The sequence below is a fragment of the Mesorhizobium sp. M4B.F.Ca.ET.143.01.1.1 genome (assembly GCF_004792275.1).
In the GTDB taxonomy this organism is placed as follows: Bacteria; Pseudomonadota; Alphaproteobacteria; order Rhizobiales; family Rhizobiaceae; genus Mesorhizobium; species Mesorhizobium abyssinicae.
The window spans coordinates 94,778-118,435 of the sequence record NZ_SRSR01000005.1; the positions used below are offsets into that span (position 1 = coordinate 94,778).

Sequence of the window (23,658 nt, forward strand, 5' to 3'; positions counted from 1 at the left end):
GCCCAGACAAGGGATAGCGATCTGATGGAGAAGCCGGTCAAGGTCCTGAGCGTCGGCGCGTTCACCCTCGATACGATCCTTCGCCTCGACACGCTGCCCGCGCATCAGGGCAAGTTCATCGCTTGCGATGGCGTCCAGATTGCCTCGGGCATGGCAACCAGCGCCGCTTGCGCCGCCCGCCGTCTCGGCGCCGAAGTCTCGCTTTGGGCAAGTGCGGGCGATGATGCCGTCGGCGACCAGCTGGTTGCCGAGATCGAGGCCGAGGGCGTCGATTGCAACCTGGTCCGACGTGTGGCCGGCGCGCGCTCGGCGCTGGCCGCGATCCTCGTCGATGCGCATGGCGAACGCATCATCGTCCCGTTCTACGACCGCGAGGCGCAGGCCGACCCCGATGAATTGCCCGCCGATCTCTCCGCCTTCGACGCCATGCTGGTCGACGTCCGCTGGCCGGGCGCCGCGGCGCTCGCCCTGAATGCGGCGCGCGCCAATGGCCGGCCTGCGATCCTCGATGCCGATACCGCACCGCTGGAGGTCCTGGAGCAGTTGTTGCCGCTGGCCACGCACATCGTCGCTTCGGAACCCGCGGCGCGCATCGTCTGCGGCCATGCGCTCGATCCGGAAACCGCCTGCGCCGATCTCGCCAGCCGCACCGATGCTTTTGTCGCCGTCACCGGCGGCGCGGCGGGAAGCTGGTGGCACGACCGTTCCACCGGCTCGGTCCGCCACGTCGCGGCGCCGAGGATCAAGGCGGTGGATACGCTGGCCGCCGGCGACGTGTTCCACGGCGCTTTTGCCGTCGGCCTCGCGGAAGCCATGCCGCCCGAGCAGGCCTTGCGCTTTGCCAGTGCCGCCGCGGCGCTCAAATGCCAGCGCTTCGGCGGCCGGCTCGGCGCGCCGGACCGGGCAGAGACGCTTGCCATGATGGCCGCCCATTGGCCGCCGTCGAGCTGACTAAGCCTTCGTTTCCGGATGTTCGATAGCCTGGCGGCCGAAGTCCGGCACGTCGATATCCTGCCCGGCGTCGATAATCGAGCGGCGCACCGCCCGCGTGCGCGTAAAGAGGTCGAACAGTTTCTCGCCGTCGCCCCAGCGGATCGCCCGCTGCAGGAAGGCGAGATCCTCCGAGAAGCGCGCCAGCATTTCCAGGATGGCGTCCTTGTTGTGCAGGCACACATCCCGCCACATCGTCGGATCGGAAGCCGCAAGACGGGTGAAATCGCGGAAGCCGGAAGCCGAATATTTGATGACTTCCGTCTTGGTCACCGATTCCAGATCGTCCGCGGTGCCGACGATGTTGTAGGCGATGATGTGCGGCAGGTGCGAGACGATGGCAAGCGTCATATCGTGATGCTGCGGGTCCATCGTGTCGATGTTGGAACCGCAGCGCCGCCAGAATTCCGACAGCGTCTCCAAGGCCGCGGGATCGGTGCCTGGCACCGGCGTGAAGATGCACCAGCGATTGTCGAAGAGATCGGCGAAGCCGGCATCCGGCCCCGACTTCTCCGTGCCGGCCAGCGGATGGCCGGGAATGAAGTGCACGCCTTCCGGCACATGCGGCTGCATCTGCGCGATGACGGACGCCTTGGTCGAGCCGACATCGGTGAGAATGGCGCCCTTCTTCAGCGCCGGCGCGATTTCTTCGGCGACCGCGCCGGAGGAGCCGACCGGCACCGAAACGATGACGAGGTCCGCATCGCGAACCGCTTCCTTCGCGTCGGTGGTGTAGGAATCGCCAAGGCCGAGTTGCTCCGCCCGTGCCAGTGTGGCGGGGCTGCGCGTCGAGATCGCGACATGCCGGGCCAGTCGCTCGCGACGGATGACGCGGGCCAGCGACGAGCCGATCAGGCCGATGCCGACCAGCGCGATCTTTTCGAACATCGCAGATGTCATGGCGCTCAACTTTTCAGGAAGGTCGTGAGGGCGGCAATCACGCCGCGATTGGCTTCTTCGATGCCGACGCTCATGCGCAGCGCGTTGGGAAAACCGTAGCCGGAAACCCGCCGCAATATGTAGCCTCGCGCCGTGAGATAGTCGTCCGCCGCCGCCGCCGAATGCTTGCCGTCCTCGGGGAAGTGGATCAGCACGAAATTGCCGACGCTCGGCGTCACGCGCAGCCCGAGCTTGGTCAGTTCCTCGCTCAGCCAGGCGAGCCAGGTTTCGTTGTGCGCCACGCTGCGCTCGACATGGGCGCGGTCGCGGATCGCCGCGATGCCGGCCTCGATCGCCGTTGCGTTGACGTTGAAGGGGCCGCGCACGCGGTTGATCGCGTCGACGATGTGCATGGGCCCATACATCCAGCCGATGCGCGCGCCGCCAAGGCCGAGCTTGGAGAAGGTGCGGGTCATCACCACGTTCTCCGCGCTTCCCGCCAGTTCGATGCCGGCCTCGTAGTCGTTGCGGCGCACATATTCGGCGTAGGCCCCATCCAGCACCAAGAGCACGTTCTTCGGCAGGCCGGCATGCAGCCGGCGCACTTCCTGGAACGGCACGTAGGTACCGGTCGGATTGTTGGGATTGGCGAGGAAGACGATGCGGGTCCGCGCCGTCACCGCGGCCAGGATCGCGTCGATGTCGGCCCGCTCGTCGGTTTCCTTGACCGCGACCGGAAGCGCGCCGGCCGCCTGGATGTAGATCTTGTAGACCATGAAGGCGTGTTCGGTGAAAACAGCCTCGTCGCCGGGCGCCAGATAGGTCTGCGCGAGCAGGCCGAGAATCTCGTCGGAGCCGTTGGAGCAGATGATGTTCGCGGGGTTGAGGCCGTGCACCTCGGCGATCGCCTCGCGCAGCCGCCTTGCCGTGCCGTCCGGATAGACATCGAGCTTTCCGGCAACCTCGCGCGCAGCCTCGATCGCCTTCGGCGAGGGCCCCAGCGGGTTCTCGTTCGACGACAATTTATGGACCCTGGCAACACCGGCCGGCGCCGTGCTCTTGCCGGGCACATAGGCTTCGATGTCCATGATGCCCGCGCGGGGCGTCGGACGTGCCTTGTCTGGTGTCTGGTTCATGTCGCAAAAATCCGTCGAGAGAGCCTCCGTCCGGAGGCCGCAGCGGAAATACTAGTCGTGGCCCTGAATGTCGAGAGGCGGCAAGGGCGCGAAAAGCCTGGCCGTTGACGCCGAGCCGCGCTGGCCCTAGAAGGGCAGCGACAGTTCCGTGGTGATTTGGCCGGTCGGCTTGCAGCCACGTTAAACAATTCGCTAAAGGGCCGTTTGCATCCTGTAACCGGCTTTGCGAATGCATTGCCGGTTTTTTGTTGTCCGCCGCCGGCCGGACATTCGCCTGGTCCGGAAATCGGAATCGGTTTTCGGAAACCACGGTGCGTGATGTAAGAGGATGCAATGGCCGTTCTGCGCGCCGCAAAGACCAATAACGAGGTCGACCAGCCGTCGAGCCCGGTGTTGCGCTTTGGCCCCGACAAGCCGCTCAAGCTCGATGCCGGTGCGCTGCTGTCGCCGTTCCAGATCGCCTACCAGACCTATGGCACCCTCAACGACGCCCGCTCCAACGCCATCCTGGTCTGCCACGCGCTGACCGGCGACCAGCATGTTGCCAGCACCAATCCGGTCACCGGCAAGCCTGGCTGGTGGCAGGTGCTGATCGGGCCGGGCAAGATCATCGACACCAACCGCTTCTTCGTCATCTGCTCAAACGTGTTGGGCGGCTGCCTGGGCTCCACCGGCCCGGCCTCGACAAACCCTGCCACCGGCAAGCCTTACGGCCTCGACCTGCCGGTGATCACCATCCGCGACATGGTGCGGGCGCAGCTGATGCTGGTCGACCACTTCGGCATCGAGAAGCTGTTTTGCGTGCTTGGCGGCTCGATGGGCGGCATGCAGGTGCTGGAATGGGCCGCGAGCTATCCGGAGCGCGTCTTCTCGGCGCTGCCGATCGCCACCGGCGCGCGCCATTCCTCGCAGAACATCGCCTTCCACGAGGTTGGCCGGCAGGCTGTCATGGCCGACCCCGACTGGCATGGCGGCAAATATTTCGAGCACGGCAAGCGTCCGGAAAAGGGGCTGGCGGTGGCGCGCATGGCGGCACACATCACCTACCTGTCGGAAGCGGCGCTGCACCGCAAATTCGGCCGCAACCTGCAGGACCGCGAGGCGCTGACCTTCGGCTTCGACGCCGACTTCCAGATCGAAAGCTACCTGCGCCATCAGGGCATGACCTTCGTCGACCGCTTCGACGCCAACACCTACCTCTATTTGACCCGCGCGATGGACTATTTCGACCTCGTCGCCGATCACGGTGGACGCCTGGCTGATGCCTTCGCCGGCACCAAAACGCGATTCTGCCTGGTCTCCTTCACCTCCGACTGGCTGTTCCCGACCGAGGAAAGCCGCTCGATCGTGCATGCGCTGAACGCCGCCGGCGCCTCCGTCTCCTTCGTCGAGATCGACACCGATCGCGGCCATGACGCCTTCCTGCTCGACGAGCCGGAACTGTTCGCCGCCATCAGCGGCTTCATCGGTTCGGCCGCGCGGGCGAGAGGGCTGAACGCATGACCCCGGAAAGTTGCAGACTTCCCGGATCAGGATCATGCGCCGAACGGGAGACCAGCCGATGAGCGTCAACCGCGCCCAGCGCGTCGACCTTGAAGTCGTCGCCGATCTCATCCCGCCGCAGTCACGGGTGCTCGATGTCGGCTCCGGCGACGGTCTGCTGCTCGAATTGCTGCAGGAAACCAAGCAGGTCGACGGCCGCGGGCTGGAACTGTCGCAGCGCGGCGTCAACGAATGCGTGGCGCGCGGCCTCTCGGTCATCCAGGGCGATGCCGACAAGGATCTCGAATTCTATCCCGACAAGGGCTTCGATTTCGTCGTCCTGTCGCAGACGCTGCAGGCGACCCGCAATCCGAAGCTGGTGCTCGACGAGTTGCTGAGGATAGGCAACCGCGCCATCGTCTCGTTCCCCAATTTCGGCCACTGGCAGGTGCGCCTGTCGCTGTTCGTCAAGGGGCGTATGCCGGTGACCAAGGATCTGCCCTATTCCTGGTACGACACGCCCAACATCCACTTCTGCACCATCCGCGACTTCGTCAATCTGTGCGAGGAGCTTGGCGCGACGGTGGAAAAGGCGACCGCGCTCGACGGCAACGGCCAGAAGATAGGCCTCTCCATGCCGTGGTGGTTCTGGAATTTCTTCGGCCAGCAGGCAGTGTTTCTGCTGCGACGATAGCAACGATCGCGGCGGTTTCCTTCGCCGACACCAGCACTTCCGCAGATCCCGGCGCGACGAAGATTCTCGCAAAAGGAGCTTTCCTGCTTGCTTCTGTTATTTGACAGCGAAAGCCGACCCCTATAGCCACGTCCATTCAAGCAACCTGGTCGAACAATATGAGCGGCGATCGTCCGACTTATTCAATCGTCGTGGAAATGGAGAACGCCAAGTCGATCGACTGGGCGGAGATCGGCGTTGGGTTGAACGCCCTGGCGCGCGAGATCGCCGCGGTTTCCGCGACCGGCTTTGCAAGACCGAAAGTCATTATCTCGCATGGCGGGGAGGAAGAGGACGCGGACACGCTCCGGCGCAACTTCCATACCCAGGCGCCACAGTTGGAAGAGGTGGCGGAGATAAGCTTCGCAGCTTGTCCCGGCGGCCGCTACTACGACCTCAAGAATAACGGGATCAAACAAACCGAGGGCGAACTGGTCGTCTTCCTGGACTCCGATACCGTTCCGGAGCCGGACTGGCTTGCAACCCTGCTCGGCCCGTTTCAGGATCCCGCGATCGTCTGCGTCAACGGCTATACCTATCTCTTGTGCGACGACTTCTTTTCGAGAACCTTTGCCATGATGTGGTTCTTCCCGATGGCCGAGGGTGATAAGCGGTTCGCCTCGAAACGGGCGCTCAACGCCAACAACATCGCCTTCCGGCGCGAGTGGATTTCCAGCCACCCGTTTCCGGAAAACAATGGCTTCAAGGTCTCCTGCACCTTGCTGATGCACGAGCTGCGGCGCCAAGGCCACCAGCCGAGCAACGTCAACGCCCGCGTCTACCACTATCCCCCGCGGGGCTGGCGGTTCTTCTTCTGGCGGGCACTGGTGACCGGCCGGGATGCCGACAGGAAATTCGTCGCGCAGCGCTCGCCCACGCGCGGCGCGCGCATCGTCAAGTCGTTCAGCCGCTGGTTCACCATGTCGTGGCGCACGACGCGGCGCATCGTGAGCCATGCCCGCCAGGCAGGCATGCCGGCCTGGCAGATCCCGTTCTCCCTGATCGTCGGCCAGGCGTTCTATGCCTTGATGTTCTGGGGCCAGTTCAGCTTTGCCGCGGGGATCGTTGGCGACAGGGTCGAGCTGGTGCCGGACTATGTCGGGCACAGCTGAGGCCGGTGTTGCAATTGAGGCGCGGCGTCTCGAAATCTGCCGATTGCAGGCACGGGCGCGGGCGGTCGAGGTGACACAGAGACTGCTTTTTTGTAGCGTCCCGCTGAACGCAAGCTTGGGCGGGCATGGAAGACGGCAACAAATCCATCCGAATATCCCAGAATCCCGGGCCTGATCGCATGCCGAAAGCGCCCGAGCCGGCCCCGCTCATCACAGTGATCACGCCGACCCACAACCGGCGCAGCCAGGTTGTGCGCGCCGTGGAAAGCGTGCTGGCGCAGACCCTTACCCGCTTCGAGCACATCGTCGTCGACGATGGCTCCACCGACGCCACCGCGGCGGCGCTTGCCGAAATCCGCGACCCGCGGCTGATCTATGTCGGAGCCAAATGGCGTGGTGCCAACGCCGCCCGCAATGCCGGCATCGAGCGCGCGCGCGCGCCGATCGTCACCTTCCTTGATTCGGATGATGTCTATCTGCCGGACCGGCTGGAGCGGACGCTGGCGCGCTTCGACGACAACCCGTCGCTCGAGGTGCTCATCAGCTCCTTCGTTTCGGTGAAGGGCAACCGGGCCACCAAATGCGTCAACCGCGAGGCATTCCTGACCCGGAACATGCTGGAACGGGCGCTGGTCTCCCAGACCGTCTTCATCGCCGGTTCGGCGATAACCGCCCGGCATGAATCGCTGCTGGCGATCGGCGGCTACGACAGCGACATCGCGCGCATGCAGGATCGCGAATTGCTGCTGCGCTTCGCCCGCCGCGGCGGCGCGCTGCTCACCGAGGAAATCGACTGGAAGAAATACAATTCGGAAAATTCGATTTCCGGCCGCCGCGACGGCTATGTCGAGGCCTATGCGAACCTCATCGACAAACACCCTTACATCGCTGACCGCTATCCCGAGATCCCGCCCTATATGATCGCGCGCCAGATCATCGCCGATACGATGAAGGGCAGGGTTTCGCAGGCATTCGCCGGTTATCTGGCCAACCGCTCGTCCAAGTCGCTCGGCTACTCGCTGCCGCAGCTGTTGCGCGGCTATGTCGACGGCCGCCGCCGCCGGCGTGACCTTTATGACGAGTTCCGCGCGAAGTACGGCGCGCGCCCCGCCTGATCTTGCCGGGCCCCGAGCCTGTCGGCTTGGAGCAATTCCAGGAAAAGTGTGTAACGGTTTTCCGTCCGGAATCGCGTAGAAACAAATAGTTAGAGCGGTTCGGCGATTCCTTGAAACGCTGAACCGCTCTAGCGATCGAGTTCCGGGAAATAGGGGTCGGAATAGAAACGGCGGTCGCGCTCGCCCTGCAGGCAGTCGATGGGCGGCTCGGCATCGATCCGGACCGCCGCCGTGTCGGCGATGCCGCTCACCTCGAGGATCAGCTTGCGCCGGATGGCGGTCGAGAACTCGGAAGCCGCGTAGATCGGCAGCACGAAGGAGCCGGGCCCACCGGTGACGCATTGGGCGTAGTAGCGGTCGAGATGGCTGAAGGTGGGCGACGGGCTGATCAGGATCGGCAGGCCGTTGACGACGATGCCCCTGGCCAGTGCCGCGTCGCGCTCGGAGGTGACGGGCGGACCGGTGTTGTTGGGTCCGTCGCCCGAGATGTCGATGACGCGCCGCTCGGCCGCGAAGGCGGTTTGCTCGAAAAGCCCGGTGCCAAAGGCGAGCGCGCCGGAGATCGAGGTGCCGCGGAAGCTGCGGAACGGCCGCGCTGCGATCCTGTCGGCGAACACATTGGCGCTGTCGCTGCCGTCGATGATCTGCCAGGCAAGCACCGCGTCGTCGCGGATGGTGCCCGCCCACTCGAAATAGGCGATCGCGATGCGGCCGTTGGTTCCCGCGCGCACCGCCCTGATGAAGTCCGGATGCCTGAGCGCCTCGACGTAGCCGGCGCGCTGCAACGCGAATTCGCGCTCGTCCATCGACGTCGAGATGTCGACCGCCAGCACCAGCTCGACGTCCACGGCGGCAGGTGCGGCGGGCACCGGCACAGGCGCGGCCTGGGCGCAGCCGAGACAGGCAAGCAGGCTGAGCATGTCGAGCATGGCCGCGTGCGTCCGGTTTGACGGGCCTGATCTTCTGCGGTGATCGCGGCGAAATAAAGCTTGGCTTTTACTTGTTCCTGCGCGGCGCCAGCGGCGGCGGCTCGATCGCGCCGGCCCTGACCCGCGCCGGCTTGAGCGCCGATCGGCCAGCATCCTTCACGATCGTCAGCGAGCGCGGGAAGAACTGGTTGTTGTGCTGGCCACGGCCGATGTTGAGGATGGCGGCGTCCGGCAGCCGCTTCTCCAGCATCGCCAGCACGCGCCGCAGCGTCGCGCCGTCGAACGTGTCCATCGCCTCGTCGATGATCACCCATTTTGGCCGCCTGAGTGCCAGCCTGGCGACGGCAAGCAGGCGCTGCTCGTCGTCGGCGAGTTCGTGCTCCCAGCGCGCCGAACGGTCGAGCGAGGAGGCAAGCCGTTCGAGGCCGACCTCCGTCAGCACCGCCGCGATCTCGGCATCCTCGACCGTGATGCCGTCGGCATGGTTAAGCACCTCGCGCAGCGTGCCGAGCGGGAAATAGGGCATGCGCGGAACGAAGACCGGCGCCGCCCCGGCCGGCATGCCGATGCTGCCGCTGCCCCATGGCCACAGCCCGGCAATGGCGCGGAAGAACAGCGTCTTGCCGGCGCGCGGGTCGCCGGTGATCATGACGCGCTCGCCGGGGCGTATCTCCACCTCCGGCTCGGCTAGCCTTGTGCAGCCGTCCGGCGAAGCGACCTCCAGCCTCTCGAAGGTCAGCGTGCCGCCGGCGTTCTCGGTAAAGGTGATGCGCTTTTCGGTGTCGTGGAAAACGTCGGTCTCGCCGAGCGCGATGCGGAAATCGGCGACGCGCATCAGCGTCGCCCGCCAGTCGGCGATGCCGCCTATGTTGTTGATGAACCAGCGCAGCGAGGAATGGACCTGGTTGAAGGCCCCAACCGCCATCATCAGCCCGCCGAAGCTGATATCGCCGGCGAAATAGACCGGCGCCGCCACCAGGATCGGCGCCACCACGGTGATCCAGCCATAGGTGTCGGTAACCCAGGAGAGATTGATCTGGGCGCCGTAGATGCGCCGCATGGCGCCGAGCACCGTGCCGAGGTCGAGCTCGAGCTGCCGCCTGGCGTCGGCCTCGCCATGCGCGAGCGCGATGGCGTCGACATTCTCGTTGACGCGGACCATCGACGACCTGAGCTCGGCCTCGCGCGTGTAGCGGTCGCTGTTGAAGCGGATCAGCGGCCGCCCGACCAGCCAGCTCAGCCACGAGGCGATGCCGGCATAGAGGATCGCCGCCCACACCATATAGCCGGGGATCTCCAGCGCATGGCCGCCGATATGGAAAACGAAGCCGGAGGAGAGCTGCCAAAGCACGCCGATGAACGACACCAGCAGGATGAAGGACTGCAGCAGCCCGACGCCGAGATCGGTCGACAGGTCGGAGAGATGCCCGGCATCCTGCTGCATGCGCTGGTCCGGATTGACGCCGATTGCGCCGGCATGCGCCAGGCGGAAGGCGCGCGCCGGCCGCATCCACTCCTCGATCAGGTCGAGCGTCAGCGCCTGGCGCAGCTTCAGCCGGATCATCTGGTTGAGCCAGGTCTGGCCGACATTGAGCACCAGCGGCCCACCGGCGATGGCCGCGAAGACCATAAGCTGGTGCAGGAAACCCGGCAGGTCGCGCCGCGCCAGCGCGTCGTAGAAGGGCTGGTTCCAGCGGTTGAGCAGCACCTGGCCGATCGCGGTCGCGACGATGACGGCGACGATGCCGAGGCAGGCCCAGATGAACTGCCTGCGCACCGGCGAGGATTTCAGCGCTTGCTTGATCGTCCTCACCTGGTCGCCGAGGCTGCTGACTTCGACAGACACGGCGGCAGCCGCCGGGCCGGCCTTGTCATCCGCTTGATCAGCCATGTCAGATATCCCTGCTTTCGGAAAAAGGTGCCGAAACCGGCGCGGGTGCGACCGGCATGTCCCTCAGGCCGCGAACCCGCCCCCGACAGATAGGATGAGGCAAGGCGCCGCCGCGATCACGAACGCGTCACTTGGGCTTGCGCCTGGTTCGCCGCCAGCCGCCCGAGCCTTGTGGCGCCTTGCGGCGTCAGCACCGGCACGAAAACGCGGCGCGAGGCGCGCTGCACGACCGGCACGCCCTGGTAGAGCCGCTTCTGCGCCTCGACCACGATGACGCCGGAAAAGATCGGCCAGAACCGCCGGCCGGCGCGCTCCAGCATGTTGTGGAAGCGCATCATGAAGCGCCGCGGCGACGGCGGGAAGAACAGCGCGTCGGACCATGCAGCCGGGGTGAAATTCGCCTCGCGCAGCAATTCGGTCAGCTGGCCGCGCGAGAACGGCCGGCCGTTGCCGAACGGCGTGTGCTCGAAACGCGCCCAGACGCCGCGCCGGTTGGGCACGACGATGACGACGCGGCCGGCGGGCGACAGCACGCGCCAGATCTCGTTCAGCGTCTCGCGCGGGTTCTCGACATGCTCGAGCGAATGGACAAGCAGCACACGGTCGATGCAGGAATCGACCAGCGGCAATTCCTCGTCGAAGACCAGCGCGGTCGCTGTCGGACCGGTCGCCGGCCAGACCACGGCGCCCTGCGTTGCCGGCATGAAGGCGAAGACCCGCTCGGCGTCGGCACCGAACCGCTCCAGCCACGGCAGGGTGTAGCCGAGCCCGACCAGCCGCTCGTTTGGCACGGCCGCCCAGATCGAGGACAGCGCCATGGTGATCGAGCGCTCGGCGAGGCGCCCCAGCGTGGTCGAATAGAAGGAACGGAGGTCGACGATATCGGAATGCATGGCCGGGACGGTAGCTTCGAAGCATTGCAAGTTCAACAAAGGCGGATGACATCGGCGCCCAAGCGCCCTATGTCTGCGGCGACAACTGCATCGGCCCGAAATCGGTTTCGATTTCGGAAAGCGCGATGCAGCAGATAAACAGCTTAGAGCGTCCTTTGTGCGTCCAATTGGACGCACGGCGCTTTGGTGGAGAGACGCGATGCCGGTCGAAATCGAACAGTTCATGTGCCGCAGCGACAATTTCGGCGTGCTGGTGCGTGACCCCACGAGCGGCCAGACCGCCATCATCGACGCACCAGAGGAGGCGCCGATTCTGGCCGCCATCCAGCGCACCGGCTGGACGCCGACGCTGATCCTGACCACTCACCACCATGTCGACCATGTCGAGGCCAATCTGGCGCTGAAGGAACGCTTCAAGCTGCGCATCATCGGGCCGGAAGCGGAAAAGGAGAAAATCCCCGGCATCGACGAGACGGTCGGCGAAGGCTCCGTCATCCACCTCGGCGAGGAACGGATCGACGTCATCGCCACGCCCGGCCACACCGCCGGCCATGTCTCCTACCATCTGCCGGCCTCGAAAGTCGCCTTCACCGCCGACACGCTGTTTGCGCTGGGCTGCGGCCGGCTGTTCGAGTGCAAGCCGCCGGTTATGTACGATTCGCTGAAGAAGCTGGCGGCGCTGCCGGCCGAGACGGTCGTCTATTGCGGCCATGAATACACCCTTTCCAACGCCCGCTTCGCGCTCACCGTCGATCCGACCAATTCGGCCCTGAAGGAACGCGCCGCCCGAATCGAGGCGCTGCGCGCCGACGACAAGCCGACGCTGCCGACGACGATCGGCGAGGAATTGTCGACCAATCCGTTCCTTCGCTGGCACGACCCGGCGATCCGCAAGCATCTCGGCATGGAGACGGCCACCGACGCCGAGGTGTTCGCCGATATCCGCAAGCGCAAGGACAATTTCTGAGCCCGTGCTAGCTTCCGGCCGATGACCAGTGCCGCCGAAATCATCGCCACGCTCGGCCTGAAGCCGCACCCGGAGGGCGGCTGGTATGCCGAGACCTTTCGTGATGGCACCGGAGGCGCGCGCGGCCATTCGACAGCCATCTACTTCCTTCTGGAAGAGGATCAGCTCTCGGCCTGGCACCGGGTCACGGACGCGGCCGAGGTCTGGCACTTCCATGCCGGCGCGCCGCTGGCGCTGTCGATGCATGAGGAAGGCAGCGGCGTGATCGAGCAGGTGCTGGGCATCGCCCTTGCCGCCGGCGAGCGGCCGCAGATCGTGGTGCCGGCCGGCTGGTGGCAGTCGGCGCGCAGCCTCGGCGAATGGACGCTGGTCGGCTGCACCGTGGCGCCGGGCTTCGACTTCGCCGCCTTCGAGCTGGCCGAGCCGGGCTGGCAGCCGAAACAGCCTTAGCCGAGTAGAAAACCCAAGCTGATCGCCGCCTGCGCGGCGTAGTAAAGCGCCCAGACCGCGTAGCGCATCCAGGCGCGGTGCGGCGAGATGGCGGCGAGCAGGAATTTTTCGGCGGCGAGCAACCCGTCCGACGCCATGAACAGTATGGCGCCGCCGATCACCAGGCTATTGCTGGTGGTCAGCGCCGAAATCCCCATGGCGAGGATCGCCCCGACATAGATCGCGATCGGCAGGCGCAGGCTCGGGCCGACACGGCGCCAGAGCGCGGCCAGCATGACGATCGCAAATGCCGCCATGGCGAGCGCGATCGCGCCGCGCCAGGATTGGGCGCCGAGCACGTCCAGGCCGCCGCCGTTTTGCAGGAACAGCGGCACGTAAAGGACATGCGCCGTAAGAAAACTGGCCAGCCCGCCGAGGAAGGCCTTCTCGCCATCGCGCGACAGGAAGGCATCGCCGACGGCGCTGAGCGCGAGCGCCGCGACGAGCAGAAACGGGCCACCCTGCATGACGGCGAGCACCGCCAGCATGGCGACGGCAAGCGTCTTTGCCGCCGAGCGGGCGAGGCTCGGCGGCATGTTGAGCGTGAAAGCGTAGATCACCGCCGCCACCAGCGAGAACACCAGCGTCGCATTGGCGTTGGCGTCGATGCCGCCGGGAAACGGCATCATGCGTTTGCCTCACCCGTGGCCGCCTTGCGCAGCAACAGCGACTTCGCGGCAAGTGCCGCGCCGCCGGTGATGAGCACGCAGGCGGCGAGGATGCGCAGCGACGGCTCGGCGACGCCGGCAATGATCAGCACCAGCGTCGACAGCAGCGGCGCGGCGTAGCTGGCCGCGCCCAGCACCTGGATATTGCCGCGCTTGACGCCGATGTCCCAGGCGTAGAAGGCGGCCCCCACCGGCATCAGCCCGAGGCCGAGCACGGCCAGCCACTGGCCGATGCCGACGGGCAGCACCGTCTGCTCAAGCAGGAAGTGGCAGGCCAGCGAAAGCACAGACGTCGCCGCGCAGAACCAGGTGACGATCGAGGTCGGCACCGATGGGAAACGCCGCGACAACAGCGAATAGGACGACCACAGGAGGGCGCAAACACCGGCCATCGCGTAGCCGAAGGCATAGCGCGCGTCGAAGGCAAGGCCGCCGCCCTTGGTGACGATGAGGACCGTGCCTGCAAGGCCGAGCAGCGCGCCGACGACGTGGTTCCAGGCCAGCCGCTCGCCCGGCATCAGCGCCGAGCCCAGCACGATCAGCAGTGGCCACAGATAGGCGATCAGGCTCGCCTCCACCGCCGGCGCGTTGCGCAGCGCGGTGAAGTAGAAGAAATGGTAGCCGAACAGCCCGGCAATGCCGATCACCCAGACCTGCGGCGGGATCTTTTCGCTGCGGTCGGCGGCCGGCATCACCAGCCGCGCGGCGAGCCCGACGCAGGTGCCGATGGCGAAGGTGATGGCCGACAGCAGGAACGGCGGCACCTGGCCGGACGCGTCGGTCAACAGCGCCAGCAACGACCACATGGCGACCGCCGAGAAGCCGATCAATGTTGCGCGCCCCATGCCTGTCTCCGGCGGCGCGCAAACGCGCCTAGTTTATGGCTTCGAACCGTCCGGCGCTGATGGTCAGCGGACCGATCTGGGTCCCGACCGTGGCGCGGATCGGCGCATATACGCCGGTTTGGCCGAGCGGTGCAAACGTCACCATCATGCGGCTCCGGTCCTTGAGGAAATTCAGCGCCTTGCGGCCCTTGCGGTACCCCGCCACCGGCTCAAACCCCATTCGGCAGGTCACCGTGTCGCCCTTGTATCCGAGCACCGAGATCGACCCTTTCGAGGCATAGGTCAGCGTCAGATTGGCGCGCATCTCGCCATCGTAGAACTTGACCGTGCGCCCGCAGACCTGATCGAGGCTGTCGGCGTGGATGACGGTCGCCGCCATCGGATCGAGGACCGACTTCAGGTCGCCCGCGCCAAGCGGAACCCAGCTCTTGGGATCGCGCTTCTTCGGCGCCGGGACGACCTCGGTCGAGGTCACCGCGCCATTGGCGAAGCGGATGTCGACCACCGAGGCCTTCTTGCCAGACGTGTAATCGGCGCGGAAGGCCTGTGGCCGCATCTGCTTGCCTGAAATAGTGCCTTTGGACGAGACCGTGCCCTTGGTATCGTCGAACAGCTTAGCGAGGCCCGCCGCCGAGACAGTGCCGTTGATCGCGTAATTGTCGCCGTCATAGCGGCTCGAGAATGTCGCCCTGGCCACTGAAAGGCCGAGGAACGACACCGTATACTCGCCCTTGAAAGATTGTGGCGCGGCGGCGGCGAAACTTGCCGTTGGCAAGGCGACAGCCAGCAAGCAGGCGAAGGCATATGACAGACGAAGCACAGGGGGGCGAAGCATGGCGGTCCTCGATTTTCAGCCGGGAAACGGGCTATTCCTGGCTGGTATGTCCCTATGAGGCTGGCTTATAGGGTGAAATCCGGCCTTTATATGGAATATGGCTGGCTGGCCGGAGCTTGACGCGCCGGTGAAATGCCACTATGGAACGCCAACTTTTTCCATAAGGCCGCCTGACCGAGACCGCGCGCCGCCTGGCGCGGGTCGAATGGTTTGGCCGACCGAGAACTGAAGGTTAGAATCATGTCCCGCACCTGCGAGCTCACTGCCAAGGCAGTCCAGACCGGCAACAATGTGAGCCACGCCAACAACAAGACCAAGCGCCGCTTCCTGCCGAACCTGGTCAATGTGACGCTGATCTCCGAAGTGCTGAACCAGAATGTGCGCCTGCGCATTTCGGCCAACGCGCTGCGTTCGGTCGAGCACCGCGGCGGCCTCGACGCCTTCCTGGCCAAGGCCGACGCCAAGGAGCTGTCGCAGCGCGCTCGCCTCCTGAAGAAGCAGATCGCCAAGAAGCTCGCCGAGCAGGCCGCGGCTTAACAGTTTCTGGCGGGACACCGCCTTCGCAGGAGTGTCGTGCGGATTCGGCATGACATTCCGCTGGTTCCATTACCCAGGATAAAAAAATGAATTCCGTCTCGCGATATCTGCCCTTCGTGGCCGCCATGGCGCTCGTCGTCGTGGCCTCCAACATCCTCGTGCAGTTCCCGATGCAGGGTCAGATCGGCGGCCTGTCGCTGGCTGACATCTTGACCTGGGGCGCCTTCACCTACCCCTTCTCCTTCCTTGTCACCGACCTCGCCAACCGCCGCTATGGCCCGACCGTGGCGCGCAGGATCGTCTTTGTCGGCTTCATGACGGCGGTGATCTGCTCGATCCTCGTCCCGCCCTTCCTGTTCCGCCACGGCCTGATCGAATTCGAGACCGCCGCCGACCGGCTGGTGCGCATTGCCGCCGCCTCGGGCGCCGCCTTCCTCACCGCGCAACTGCTCGACGTCACCGTGTTCAACCGGCTGCGCCGGCAGAGCTGGTGGCGGGCGCCGATCGTCGGCACGCTGGTCGGCTCGGTGTTCGACACCGTCGTCTTCTTCGGCGTCGCCTTCTCCGCCGCTTTCGCCTTCGTCGGCCCGAACGACAGCTTCGCGCTGGAGGCGGCGCCGCTGCTGGGCGTGCTGCCGGTCGAGACCATGCGCTGGGTGTCCTGGGCGCTGGGCGACCTCTCGGTGAAGCTGATCATCGCCGTGGTGGCGCTGATCCCCTACCGGCTGCTCGCCGCCCGCTGGAGCCAGCCGGCGCTGGCGACGTAGCCATGATTCCAAAAAGTGGAATCAGGCATTGATCCCTTGGGTCCAGCTCGATTCGGCGAAGACACCGGACGGCGGGCAGGAATTGCGCCTGAAGCAGCGCGGTACTGAATTTTCCATCATGCTGGGCACCAACGAGCTGATGAACAGCCGTCTCAGCGGCTCCGAGCAGGCGCTTGCAAAACTCGCCTGCGAAAGGATCGCCGGTCACCAGCAGCCGAAAATCCTGATCGGCGGCCTGGGCATGGGCTTCACGCTACGCGCCGCCCTTGCCGAACTTGGTCCTGACGCAAGCGTCACCATCGCCGAACTGGTGCCGGCCGTCGTCGCCTGGGCGCGCGGTCCCATGGCCGGCATTTTCGACGGCTGCCTCGACGACCCACGCATCACCATCCAGGAAAGCGATGTCGGGCGCGTCATCGGCGCCGGGAAATCGGCCTGGGACGCCATCCTGCTCGATGTCGACAACGGCCCGGAAGGTATCGTCTACAAGGGCAACGACGCGCTCTACGGCGCCGCCGGCCTCGGCCAGGCACGCGCCGCGCTCCGCCCCGGCGGCGTACTGGCGGTGTGGTCGCAGGGCCCCGACAGCGGCTTTACGCGCCGCCTCAAGCAGGCGGGCTTCGCCGTCGAGGAGGTCAAGGCGCGCGCCCATGGCAAGCGTGGCGCCCGCCATGTCATCTGGATCGCGACCGCTCCGGAAGCGCGATAGGGAAACCCTGCGCCTCGCGCGGAATGGCCAGCAATTTCCAGATACCGGTCGGGCGCCAGCTCGCCGCCGCGGCCAACCGTGAAAAGGCAATGCGCCCTATCTCAGTGTGAGCGAGAAGCCGCCGGCGCCGTGGGCATCGAAGTATCGGTACAGGGTGGAAGCATTCCAGCCATGCGGCGCCTCGCGGCGGACCTCGAGGTGATCTGAGTCCTCGAAGCTCAATTCGGGCGCGGGTCCTTTCAACGTCGCCGCGCTGTAATCCAAGGTCACGGAGTCGCCTGTGTCGGCAAAGGAGATGGTGATCTTGCCGTCGCCATAGCTGATGTCAGCGTCGTCGATTGAGCGCTCGGCGAAGACGATCGTGGTCTCTCCGGCAACGCGGACGACGTCATTGCCGTCACCGCGATCGAAGAACAGCTTGGCTTTGTCCGTGCCGGTGAGATCGATCCTGTCGTCGCCCAGCCCGCCCGAAATCGCGGCGGCGGTGCCTGCGTTGATCGTGATGGTGTCGTCGCCGCGGCCGCCCTCGACCTGATCGACCTTGGCGGTGGCGATCGTGATGGCATCATCACCATCGGCTCCACGGATGCCGAAGACGGCCTGCCCGCTCGCGACAGTGATGATGTCGGAGCCTTGGCCACCGGAAATGTCGCCGACGCTTTGCCCGGCGACAGTGATGATGTCCTGGCCCTGGCCGCCCGAAATACTGTGCGCTTCATTGCCCGCCGCAACGGTGATGATGTCGTCGCCGGCATCGCCGGTAACGTTGTCGATGTTCATTCCACCCGCAAGGGAAAGCACATCGCGCCCGTCGCCGCCCCAGAGTCCCGAGATATCCCGTCCAGCGGAAACGGTGAGCGCGTCGTCGCCTTCGCCGGCCGAGACGTTATAGACATCGCGTCCGGCGGCAATGTTGACGACATCATTGCCGGCGCCGGCGAAGATGCCGCGACCGCTTGGCACGAAGACCGAGATTTCGTGGTTGACGGCATTGGATGCCTTCAGCGCCATGGCGCCAGCCGTCGTGTTGCCCTGCCAATAGTCTGAAGTTGCGTCCTCGGTGGCCACCAGATCGAGCCGATCGTTTCCGTCTCCCAGGGAGACGTAGTTCGGCGCGGTGTCGTCGCCGGACGAGCTAATGTCGACCGTATCGTTGCCGGATCCGGTTTCGATGAACTCTGCGTTGACGGGCATGACGACAAGATAGCCGCCGCTGCTCCAGGCCCCTTCAATCGACAGCTTGACGATCCTTTCCAGCGCACTTTGCTGGGCGCTGTCGCCGCTGCGAAGGCTCGGACCATCGGTCAGCAGACCGACTGGTTGCGGCGCCTCACCGGGTTCGCCCCTTTGCAGCAATTGCAGGGCTACCTGATGTCGCGATATGGATGGGACGGTCGTCATGAGCCCGGAACCGGTTGCGCGATTCCAGAACGGCGCCGCCAGACTGAAACCCAGGATTGCATCCGAGTTTCGCCGCTCGAGGTTACCAAACCGTGCATGGCGGCCTGGGTCGGGCAGAAATCCGGTATCGGCTCAATCCTCGTGCAGGATGAATTCCAGGTAGAGGTTGCGCTGCAGGATCGAGTGGTTGTCGTCCGACATCAGCGACACCATCTGAGCGCCGTCGTCGCGGGTCCAGACGTCGAGCCCTTCCATATTGTCGATCTGGTAGCCCATGTCGGCTTCCAGCAGCACCGGACCGTCGGCGACGGCGCCCTTCTCGACGCTCTCGCCATAGATGCGCCTCAGCCGCATCTTCACGCCGCCGGCCATCGAGAAGCTGCGTTCGAGCAGCAGCAGGTCGCCATCTGGCAGGAAGGCGCCGTCGGTGATGTCGAAATCGCCGTTGCGCTTGACAGTGAAAACGCCTTTGTTCGGCCCCTCGATGATCGCGGCATAGATGTTGCCGGCCTTGTCGAGGCTCTTTTCCGACACCACGACCAGCCCGCCTTCGTGCTGGCCGTAGGGATTGGCGTGGGTGACGGTCTCGAAGCCGCGGTTCTGGCGCAGCTCCCGGGCCGGCACCAGATAGTCGAGCTCCTTGAACGGCGCCTTCATCTTGTCCGGATCGATCCTGAACTGGGCGACGCGCTGGTTGCGCTCGAAGCCGACCGTGGCGATGCCATCCTTGACCGCGAGGCCTTCCGCGTCGACTTCCCATTTCCTTTCGATCGGCTGCCCCGATTGGTCGATCATCTGCTGCATACGGAAATTCTGAATGCCCGACGGCCGCTTGTCGGCATCGTGCGCCACGGTGCCGAAGAACCAGAAGCCGGTGTCGGCGACGCCGATGAAATCTCGGCCGGGCTTCAAGAAGCGAAAGGCCGACAGCGCGCCGAAATCGCGCGACGGCGAGGTCATCTCCAGCCCGCCGACGAATTCGAGCGGGCCGAACTTCCTGTCGTCGTGGCCGATGTGGAACTGGTTGATCGGCCGCGCCGAGATCTCGACCGGCTCGATGGAAGCCGGACCGGCGGCGATGGCCGACGACAACATGCCGGCCAGCGCGCAGGCAGCCAGAACCATACGCCGCAAGCTCCGCCCCGAGATCCTCATCCGGCGCGCCGCAGACCGCCGCGCCGCATCTCGCGGGCGCTTTCCTCGCCGAACAGCGAAGCCAGCTGCTCGGTCATGGCGCCGGCCAGTTCCTCGGCATCGACGATGGTGACGGCACGGCGGTAGTAGCGGGTGACGTCATGACCGATGCCGATGGCCAGAAGCTCGACCGGCGACCGCGTCTCGATCAGCTCGATGACCGCGCGCAGATGCCGCTCCAGGTAGTTGCCGGGATTGACCGAGAGCGTGGAATCGTCGACCGGCGCGCCGTCGGAGATCATCATCAGGATCTTGCGCTGCTCCGGCCGTCCGATCAGCCGGTTATGCGCCCAAAGCAGCGCCTCGCCGTCGATGTTTTCCTTGAGCAGGCCCTCGCGCATCATCAGGCCGAGATTGCGCCGCGCCCGCCGCCACGGATGGTCGGCGGATTTGTAGATGATGTGGCGCAGATCGTTGAGCCGGCCGGGGTTCGGCGGCTTGCCGTCCTTCAGCCATTTCTCGCGCGCCTGCCCACCCTTCCAGGCGCGGGTGGTGAAGCCGAGGATCTCGACCGAGACGCCGCAGCGCTCCAGCGTGCGCGCCAGGATGTCGGCGCAGGTGGCGGCGACGGTGATCGGCCGGCCGCGCATCGAGCCGGAATTGTCGAGCACAAGCGACACCACCGTGTCGCGGAATTTCGTGTCGCGCTCCTGCTTGAACGACAGCGGCTGCATCGGATCGATGACGACGCGCACCAGCCGCGACGGATCGAGATAGCCTTCCTCGAGGTCGAAATCCCACGAGCGGTTCTGCTGCGCCATCAGCCGGCGCTGCAGCCGGTTGGCCAATCTGCCGACGACGCCGGAAAGGTTGGCGAGCTGCTTGTCGAGGAAGGCGCGCAGCCGGTCGAGCTCCTCTTCCTCGCACAATTCCTCGGCGCCGACCGTCTCGTCGAAAGCCGTGGTGAAGACCTTGTAGTCGATCTCCTTCGGCAGGTTGGTGAAGGGATTGTCGTTGCGCCGCGCCTCGCCGGGCGTCTCGGCGTCGGAATCGTCCTCGTCGGAGAGGTCGTCGGCAGTGGCGTCGGACGCTTCCGTCTCGGCCGACTGCTCGTCATCGTCGGACGCCTCGGCGTCGTCGGACTGCGACTGTTCGGAGCCGGAATCGTCCTCGCCGCCCTCCTCGCTCTGCTCCTCGCCCTGCGGCTCGTTGTCGTCATTGTCCTCGGTGTCTTCGCTCTCCTGGTCGTCGCCGAGCTCCTCGGCCATCTCCATGGAGACCAGCATGTCGCGCACGATGCGGGCAAAAGCCTGCTGGTCGTCGAGCTTGGCCGACAGGCCGTCGAGATCGGCGCTGGCCTTCTCCTCGACCCAGGGGCGCCACAGATCGACCAGGCGCTCGCCGCTCCTGGGCACGGCGCGGCCGGTGAGCTTCTCGCGCACCATCAGCGCCACGGCCTCCTCGAGCGGCGCATCGGCCTTGTCCTTGACGTCGACGAGGTTCGCCTTGGCGTATTTGTCCTCCAGCATCGAGCCGATATTGTCGGCGACGCCCTGCATGGCGCGGCTGCCGATCGCCTCGACACGGGCCTGCTCGACCGCGTCGTAGATCGAGCGCGCCAGCTTGCCTTCCGGCGCCAGCTTGTTGTGGATGCGCTGATCGTGGCAGGCGCGCTTCAGCGCCATGGAATCGCCGAGCCCGCGGGTGATGGCGATATCGGCCCTCGAGGCCTTCTTCGGCAGTTCGGGCAGCCGGGCGCGGCTGCCGGCGAGCGCCGGCCGGTCCTTGGCGAAACCGACCTCGAGGTCCTTGTCGCCGGCAATGGCGCGCATGCAGACGGTCACCGAGCGCTTGAAGCTATCGGCTTCAGACCCGTTCTTCGGCTTGTTGCGCGTATTGTCGCCCGGACCCGCCATCAATCATCCCTGGAGCATGGTGTCGGCCGAAAAGTCATACGACCTTCCGGAACCATGCTCTTACCCCAGCACCACGTTGGCGGCGGATTCGGGCAAATCTTCGCCGAAGGCGCGCTGGTAGAATTCGGCGACCACCGAACGCTCCAGCTCGTCGCACTTGTTGAGGAAGGTCAGCCGGAACGCCATGCCGATGTCGCCGAAGATTTCGGCGTTCTCGGCCCAGGTGATCACCGTGCGCGGGCTCATCACCGTCGACAGGTCGCCATTGATGAAGGCCGAGCGCGTCATGTCGGCGACCCGCACCATCTTGTTGACGATGTCCTTGCCTTTGCTGTCGCGGTAGTGCTTGGCCTTGGCCAGAACGATGTTCACCTCGTTATCGTGCGGCAGATAGTTCAGCGTGGTGACGATCGACCAGCGGTCCATCTGCGCCTGGTTGATCTGCTGGGTGCCGTGATAGAGGCCGGTGGTGTCGCCAAGGCCGACCGTGTTGGCGGTCGAGAACAGCCGGAACGCCGGGTGCGGGCGAATGACACGGCTCTGGTCGAGCAGCGTCAGGCGGCCCGAGGATTCCAGCACGCGCTGGATGACGAACATCACGTCCGGGCGGCCGGCGTCATACTCGTCGAAGCACAGCGCGACATTGTGCTGGTAGGCCCAGGGCAGGATGCCGTCGCGGAATTCGGTGACCTGCAGCCCGTCCTTGACCACGATGGCGTCCTTGCCGACCAGGTCGATACGGCTGACATGGCTGTCGAGGTTGACGCGCACGCAGGGCCAGTTGAGGCGGGCGGCGACCTGCTCGATATGGGTCGACTTGCCTGTGCCGTGATAGCCCGACACCATGACGCGGCGATTGTAGGCGAAGCCGGCGAGGATCGCCATCGTCGTGTTCTTGTCGAACAGATAGTCGGGATCGACGTCCGGCACATGCTCGGAAGACACCGAATAGGCCGGCACCACCATCTTGGAATCGAAGCCGAATTTGTCCTTCACCGACACTGTCGTATCGGGCAGGTTGGCGATGTCGCGGTCGACCTTGTTCATCTCTATCCACGTCTCCACAGGCGAAATGGCTGATTTCGCCGGCAATCGATTTTGTTCGGGGGCGGTCTTAGAGCCTTTTCCAACCTTATGAAAGTTGGAAAGCGACACGAACCGTGGGGTCGCTCAGCACAAACCCGCCTGCTTGAGCACGCGATAGGCCTGCAGCACATCGCGGAACCGGTCTTCCGAACCTCTGTCGCCGCCATTCGCATCCGGATGGTGACGCTTGACCAGTTCCTTATAGCGCGCCTTGATATCCTTGCCAGTCGCCTTTGTATCAAGACCAAGCGTTTCCAGCGCCTTGGCCTCAAGCGGCTTGGCCTTGCGTTCGCGCGGGCTCTTCGGGTCGTTGAACAGGTTGAAAGGGTCGCGCATGCGGTTGTAGTAGCCGGCGCGGCCGGAGCGCTGCTGGGCAAAGTCCGGCGCCGAACGCGTCGAACCGCCATTGATGCCCATCTTCCATGTCGGCCGGTGGCCGGTCAGCGCTTCCTTCTGGAAGCGGGCGATTTCGGTGTCCGGCACGCCCGAGAAGTAGTTGAAGCCTTTGTTGTATTCGCGCACATGGTCGAAGCAGAAGCGGAAATACTCGCCCTCCTTCAGCCGTCCGACCGGCGCGCGATGGGTGCCGGCCTCCTTGCAGCCGTCCCACTGGCAGATCGGCGCGCGCGACTTCAGCTCCGCATCCTTCTCCGGCCGGATGCGGATTTTTTCGAAATATTTGGGATATGGCTTCATCTCACCCATTTATGGGCTGTTCGCACGTGCGAAACAAGAATTGACATTTCGGCGATGATCGCCCTAACCGCTGAATCGCGGCTTAAAAGCGGTCGAAAATGCGGATTTTGCGGCTCTGCCGTCATGTGGTGAAGGGAAGGTCCAATGTCCATACAGTCGACGATGGAAAGCAAGCTGAAGGCGGCATTCTCGCCGGAGCGGCTGGTCATCATCAATGAGAGCCACCTTCACGCCGGCCATCACCATCACGGCTCCGACCATCATGGCGCCTTTGACGGCAGCGGCGAGACGCATTTCCGCGTCCGCATCGTTTCGCCTTCCTTTGCCGGCATGAGCCGCATCGAGCGCCACCGCGCCGTCAACGCCTTGCTGGCCGATGAGCTGAACGCCGGCGTCCATGCGCTGGCGATCGAGCCGGCGGCGCCGGGCGAACAGACGCGCTGGTAAG

General features: G+C 65.2%; 24 protein-coding genes and 1 riboswitch. Of the genes, 11 read left to right on the forward strand and 13 right to left on the reverse strand.

The annotated features are described in order from the left end of the window. The first annotated feature begins 24 nt into the window (after positions 1 to 24). A complete protein-coding gene (locus EN786_RS14050; protein ID WP_135908616.1) occupies positions 25 to 951 on the forward strand; it encodes a sugar kinase in 927 nt (308 codons plus the stop codon). Here EN786_RS14050 and EN786_RS14055 read toward each other — a convergent pair whose 3' ends face one another. Continuing rightward, positions 952 to 1,890 (reverse strand): prephenate/arogenate dehydrogenase family protein, encoded by a 939-nt coding sequence (locus tag EN786_RS14055; RefSeq protein ID WP_189524290.1) that lies wholly within the window; start codon positions 1,888 to 1,890, stop codon positions 952 to 954. Between the two features lie 5 nt (positions 1,891 to 1,895). After that, on the reverse strand, positions 1,896 to 3,005 hold the full coding sequence (gene hisC, locus EN786_RS14060; RefSeq protein WP_127312026.1) for a histidinol-phosphate transaminase: 1,110 nt from the start codon (positions 3,003 to 3,005) through the stop codon (positions 1,896 to 1,898). Between the two features lie 138 nt (positions 3,006 to 3,143). Beyond that, positions 3,144 to 3,221, forward strand: a riboswitch (SAM riboswitch). Positions 3,222 to 3,338: 117 nt separating this feature from the next. On the opposite strand from hisC, the gene EN786_RS14065 reads away from it, so the two are divergent. The 4 genes from EN786_RS14065 (at position 3,339) to EN786_RS14080 (ending at position 7,447) form a co-directional block, all read left to right on the forward strand. Continuing rightward, the gene (locus EN786_RS14065) at positions 3,339 to 4,508 is read left to right on the forward strand and encodes a homoserine O-acetyltransferase (protein ID WP_127312025.1); all 1,170 of its coding nucleotides are present in this window, start codon (positions 3,339 to 3,341) and stop codon (positions 4,506 to 4,508) included. 58 nt (positions 4,509 to 4,566) lie between these two features. Continuing rightward, on the forward strand, positions 4,567 to 5,181 hold the full coding sequence (gene metW / locus EN786_RS14070; protein ID WP_127392790.1) for a methionine biosynthesis protein MetW: 615 nt from the start codon (positions 4,567 to 4,569) through the stop codon (positions 5,179 to 5,181). Positions 5,182 to 5,339: 158 nt separating this feature from the next. Further along, the gene (locus EN786_RS14075) at positions 5,340 to 6,332 is read left to right on the forward strand and encodes a glycosyltransferase (RefSeq protein ID WP_127310164.1); all 993 of its coding nucleotides are present in this window, start codon (positions 5,340 to 5,342) and stop codon (positions 6,330 to 6,332) included. A 179-nt stretch (positions 6,333 to 6,511) separates the two neighbouring features. After that, entirely contained in the window at positions 6,512 to 7,447 is a 936-nt protein-coding gene (locus tag EN786_RS14080; protein WP_127310165.1) for a glycosyltransferase family 2 protein, read from the forward strand. Between the two features lie 128 nt (positions 7,448 to 7,575). Here EN786_RS14080 and EN786_RS14085 read toward each other — a convergent pair whose 3' ends face one another. The 3 genes from EN786_RS14085 to EN786_RS14095 form a co-directional block, all read right to left on the reverse strand. Continuing rightward, positions 7,576 to 8,376: a DUF1194 domain-containing protein gene (locus EN786_RS14085; protein WP_127310166.1), complete on the reverse strand. Its 801-nt coding sequence runs from the start codon at positions 8,374 to 8,376 to the stop codon at positions 7,576 to 7,578. A gap of 67 nt (positions 8,377 to 8,443) precedes the next feature. Continuing rightward, entirely contained in the window at positions 8,444 to 10,267 is a 1,824-nt protein-coding gene (locus EN786_RS14090) for an ABC transporter ATP-binding protein/permease (RefSeq protein WP_135908620.1), read from the reverse strand. A gap of 116 nt (positions 10,268 to 10,383) precedes the next feature. Continuing rightward, positions 10,384 to 11,160, reverse strand: a complete 777-nt coding sequence (locus EN786_RS14095) for a methyltransferase domain-containing protein (protein ID WP_127286021.1) — start codon at positions 11,158 to 11,160, stop codon at positions 10,384 to 10,386. A gap of 199 nt (positions 11,161 to 11,359) precedes the next feature. Between EN786_RS14095 and gloB the strand changes: the two genes are divergently transcribed. Both gloB and EN786_RS14105 read left to right on the forward strand, forming a co-directional pair. Next, complete coding sequence (gene gloB, locus EN786_RS14100) at positions 11,360 to 12,127, forward strand: hydroxyacylglutathione hydrolase (RefSeq protein WP_127286022.1); 768 nt, start codon at positions 11,360 to 11,362, stop codon at positions 12,125 to 12,127. A gap of 21 nt (positions 12,128 to 12,148) precedes the next feature. Further along, complete coding sequence (locus EN786_RS14105) at positions 12,149 to 12,577, forward strand: cupin domain-containing protein (protein ID WP_127310168.1); 429 nt, start codon at positions 12,149 to 12,151, stop codon at positions 12,575 to 12,577. On the opposite strand, the gene EN786_RS14110 is transcribed toward EN786_RS14105, so the two are convergent. The 3 genes from EN786_RS14110 to EN786_RS14120 are packed head-to-tail and all read right to left on the reverse strand — an operon-like array spanning position 12,574 to position 14,949. After that, on the reverse strand, positions 12,574 to 13,245 hold the full coding sequence (locus EN786_RS14110) for a lysoplasmalogenase family protein (protein WP_127286024.1): 672 nt from the start codon (positions 13,243 to 13,245) through the stop codon (positions 12,574 to 12,576). The genes EN786_RS14105 and EN786_RS14110 overlap by 4 nt on opposite strands. Next, complete coding sequence (locus tag EN786_RS14115) at positions 13,242 to 14,129, reverse strand: EamA family transporter (protein ID WP_127286025.1); 888 nt, start codon at positions 14,127 to 14,129, stop codon at positions 13,242 to 13,244. The genes EN786_RS14110 and EN786_RS14115 overlap by 4 nt, the downstream gene beginning before the upstream one ends. A gap of 28 nt (positions 14,130 to 14,157) precedes the next feature. After that, positions 14,158 to 14,949 (reverse strand): DUF3108 domain-containing protein, encoded by a 792-nt coding sequence (locus EN786_RS14120; RefSeq protein ID WP_127286029.1) that lies wholly within the window; start codon positions 14,947 to 14,949, stop codon positions 14,158 to 14,160. 255 nt (positions 14,950 to 15,204) lie between these two features. Here EN786_RS14120 and rpmB point away from each other — a divergent pair, with 255 nt between their 5' ends. The 3 genes from rpmB to EN786_RS14135 all read left to right on the forward strand — a co-directional run bounded on the left by rpmB (position 15,205) and on the right by EN786_RS14135 (position 16,977). Further along, a complete protein-coding gene (gene rpmB / locus EN786_RS14125) occupies positions 15,205 to 15,501 on the forward strand; it encodes a 50S ribosomal protein L28 (protein WP_127286026.1) in 297 nt (98 codons plus the stop codon). 86 nt (positions 15,502 to 15,587) lie between these two features. Further along, entirely contained in the window at positions 15,588 to 16,268 is a 681-nt protein-coding gene (locus tag EN786_RS14130) for a queuosine precursor transporter (RefSeq protein ID WP_127310169.1), read from the forward strand. 28 nt (positions 16,269 to 16,296) lie between these two features. Continuing rightward, positions 16,297 to 16,977 carry a hypothetical protein gene (locus tag EN786_RS14135; RefSeq protein WP_127310170.1) on the forward strand — a complete coding sequence of 227 codons (681 nt, stop codon included), beginning with the start codon at positions 16,297 to 16,299 and terminating at the stop codon, positions 16,975 to 16,977. Positions 16,978 to 17,073: 96 nt separating this feature from the next. Here the strand turns inward: EN786_RS14135 and EN786_RS14140 are convergent, their stop codons facing one another. The 5 genes from EN786_RS14140 to EN786_RS14160 all read right to left on the reverse strand — a co-directional run bounded on the left by EN786_RS14140 (position 17,074) and on the right by EN786_RS14160 (position 23,219). Continuing rightward, positions 17,074 to 18,378 carry a hypothetical protein gene (locus EN786_RS14140; protein WP_127310171.1) on the reverse strand — a complete coding sequence of 435 codons (1,305 nt, stop codon included), beginning with the start codon at positions 18,376 to 18,378 and terminating at the stop codon, positions 17,074 to 17,076. Positions 18,379 to 18,510: 132 nt separating this feature from the next. Beyond that, positions 18,511 to 19,533, reverse strand: coding sequence for an esterase-like activity of phytase family protein (locus EN786_RS14145; protein ID WP_127287059.1), 1,023 nt, complete (start codon positions 19,531 to 19,533; stop codon positions 18,511 to 18,513). After that, entirely contained in the window at positions 19,530 to 21,428 is a 1,899-nt protein-coding gene (gene cobT / locus EN786_RS14150; RefSeq protein WP_135908622.1) for a cobaltochelatase subunit CobT, read from the reverse strand. Before cobT ends, EN786_RS14145 begins: the two co-directional genes overlap by 4 nt. Before the next feature lie 60 nt (positions 21,429 to 21,488). Further along, on the reverse strand, positions 21,489 to 22,475 hold the full coding sequence (gene cobS / locus EN786_RS14155; RefSeq protein ID WP_127285334.1) for a cobaltochelatase subunit CobS: 987 nt from the start codon (positions 22,473 to 22,475) through the stop codon (positions 21,489 to 21,491). A 123-nt stretch (positions 22,476 to 22,598) separates the two neighbouring features. Then, entirely contained in the window at positions 22,599 to 23,219 is a 621-nt protein-coding gene (locus EN786_RS14160) for a J domain-containing protein (RefSeq protein WP_127285333.1), read from the reverse strand. 135 nt (positions 23,220 to 23,354) lie between these two features. Between EN786_RS14160 and EN786_RS14165 the strand changes: the two genes are divergently transcribed. Beyond that, positions 23,355 to 23,657 carry a BolA family protein gene (locus tag EN786_RS14165; RefSeq protein WP_127285332.1) on the forward strand — a complete coding sequence of 101 codons (303 nt, stop codon included), beginning with the start codon at positions 23,355 to 23,357 and terminating at the stop codon, positions 23,655 to 23,657. Position 23,658 lies beyond the last annotated feature (1 nt).

Bases quoted from the DNA above. Each gene is read 5' to 3' on its own strand.
- EN786_RS14090 (WP_135908620.1), bottom strand. From the start codon at position 10,267: ATGGCTGATCAAGCGGATGACAAGGCCGGCCCGGCGGCTGCCGCCGTG.
- EN786_RS14130 (WP_127310169.1), top strand. From the start codon at position 15,588: ATGAATTCCGTCTCGCGATATCTGCCCTTCGTGGCCGCCATGGCGCTC.
- EN786_RS14055 (WP_189524290.1), bottom strand. From the start codon at position 1,890: ATGACATCTGCGATGTTCGAAAAGATCGCGCTGGTCGGCATCGGCCTG.
- EN786_RS14085 (WP_127310166.1), bottom strand. From the start codon at position 8,376: ATGCTCGACATGCTCAGCCTGCTTGCCTGTCTCGGCTGCGCCCAGGCC.
- EN786_RS14065 (WP_127312025.1), top strand. From the start codon at position 3,339: ATGGCCGTTCTGCGCGCCGCAAAGACCAATAACGAGGTCGACCAGCCG.
- gloB (WP_127286022.1), top strand. From the start codon at position 11,360: ATGCCGGTCGAAATCGAACAGTTCATGTGCCGCAGCGACAATTTCGGC.
- EN786_RS14160 (WP_127285333.1), bottom strand. From the start codon at position 23,219: ATGGGTGAGATGAAGCCATATCCCAAATATTTCGAAAAAATCCGCATC.
- EN786_RS14115 (WP_127286025.1), bottom strand. From the start codon at position 14,129: ATGGGGCGCGCAACATTGATCGGCTTCTCGGCGGTCGCCATGTGGTCG.
- EN786_RS14080 (WP_127310165.1), top strand. From the start codon at position 6,512: ATGCCGAAAGCGCCCGAGCCGGCCCCGCTCATCACAGTGATCACGCCG.
- EN786_RS14110 (WP_127286024.1), bottom strand. From the start codon at position 13,245: ATGATGCCGTTTCCCGGCGGCATCGACGCCAACGCCAATGCGACGCTG.
- EN786_RS14105 (WP_127310168.1), top strand. From the start codon at position 12,149: ATGACCAGTGCCGCCGAAATCATCGCCACGCTCGGCCTGAAGCCGCAC.
- EN786_RS14050 (WP_135908616.1), top strand. From the start codon at position 25: ATGGAGAAGCCGGTCAAGGTCCTGAGCGTCGGCGCGTTCACCCTCGAT.
- EN786_RS14140 (WP_127310171.1), bottom strand. From the start codon at position 18,378: ATGACGACCGTCCCATCCATATCGCGACATCAGGTAGCCCTGCAATTG.
- EN786_RS14165 (WP_127285332.1), top strand. From the start codon at position 23,355: ATGTCCATACAGTCGACGATGGAAAGCAAGCTGAAGGCGGCATTCTCG.
- cobS (WP_127285334.1), bottom strand. From the start codon at position 22,475: ATGAACAAGGTCGACCGCGACATCGCCAACCTGCCCGATACGACAGTG.
- EN786_RS14145 (WP_127287059.1), bottom strand. From the start codon at position 19,533: ATGAGGATCTCGGGGCGGAGCTTGCGGCGTATGGTTCTGGCTGCCTGC.
- hisC (WP_127312026.1), bottom strand. From the start codon at position 3,005: ATGAACCAGACACCAGACAAGGCACGTCCGACGCCCCGCGCGGGCATC.
- cobT (WP_135908622.1), bottom strand. From the start codon at position 21,428: ATGGCGGGTCCGGGCGACAATACGCGCAACAAGCCGAAGAACGGGTCT.
- metW (WP_127392790.1), top strand. From the start codon at position 4,567: ATGAGCGTCAACCGCGCCCAGCGCGTCGACCTTGAAGTCGTCGCCGAT.
- EN786_RS14075 (WP_127310164.1), top strand. From the start codon at position 5,340: ATGAGCGGCGATCGTCCGACTTATTCAATCGTCGTGGAAATGGAGAAC.
- EN786_RS14095 (WP_127286021.1), bottom strand. From the start codon at position 11,160: ATGCATTCCGATATCGTCGACCTCCGTTCCTTCTATTCGACCACGCTG.
- rpmB (WP_127286026.1), top strand. From the start codon at position 15,205: ATGTCCCGCACCTGCGAGCTCACTGCCAAGGCAGTCCAGACCGGCAAC.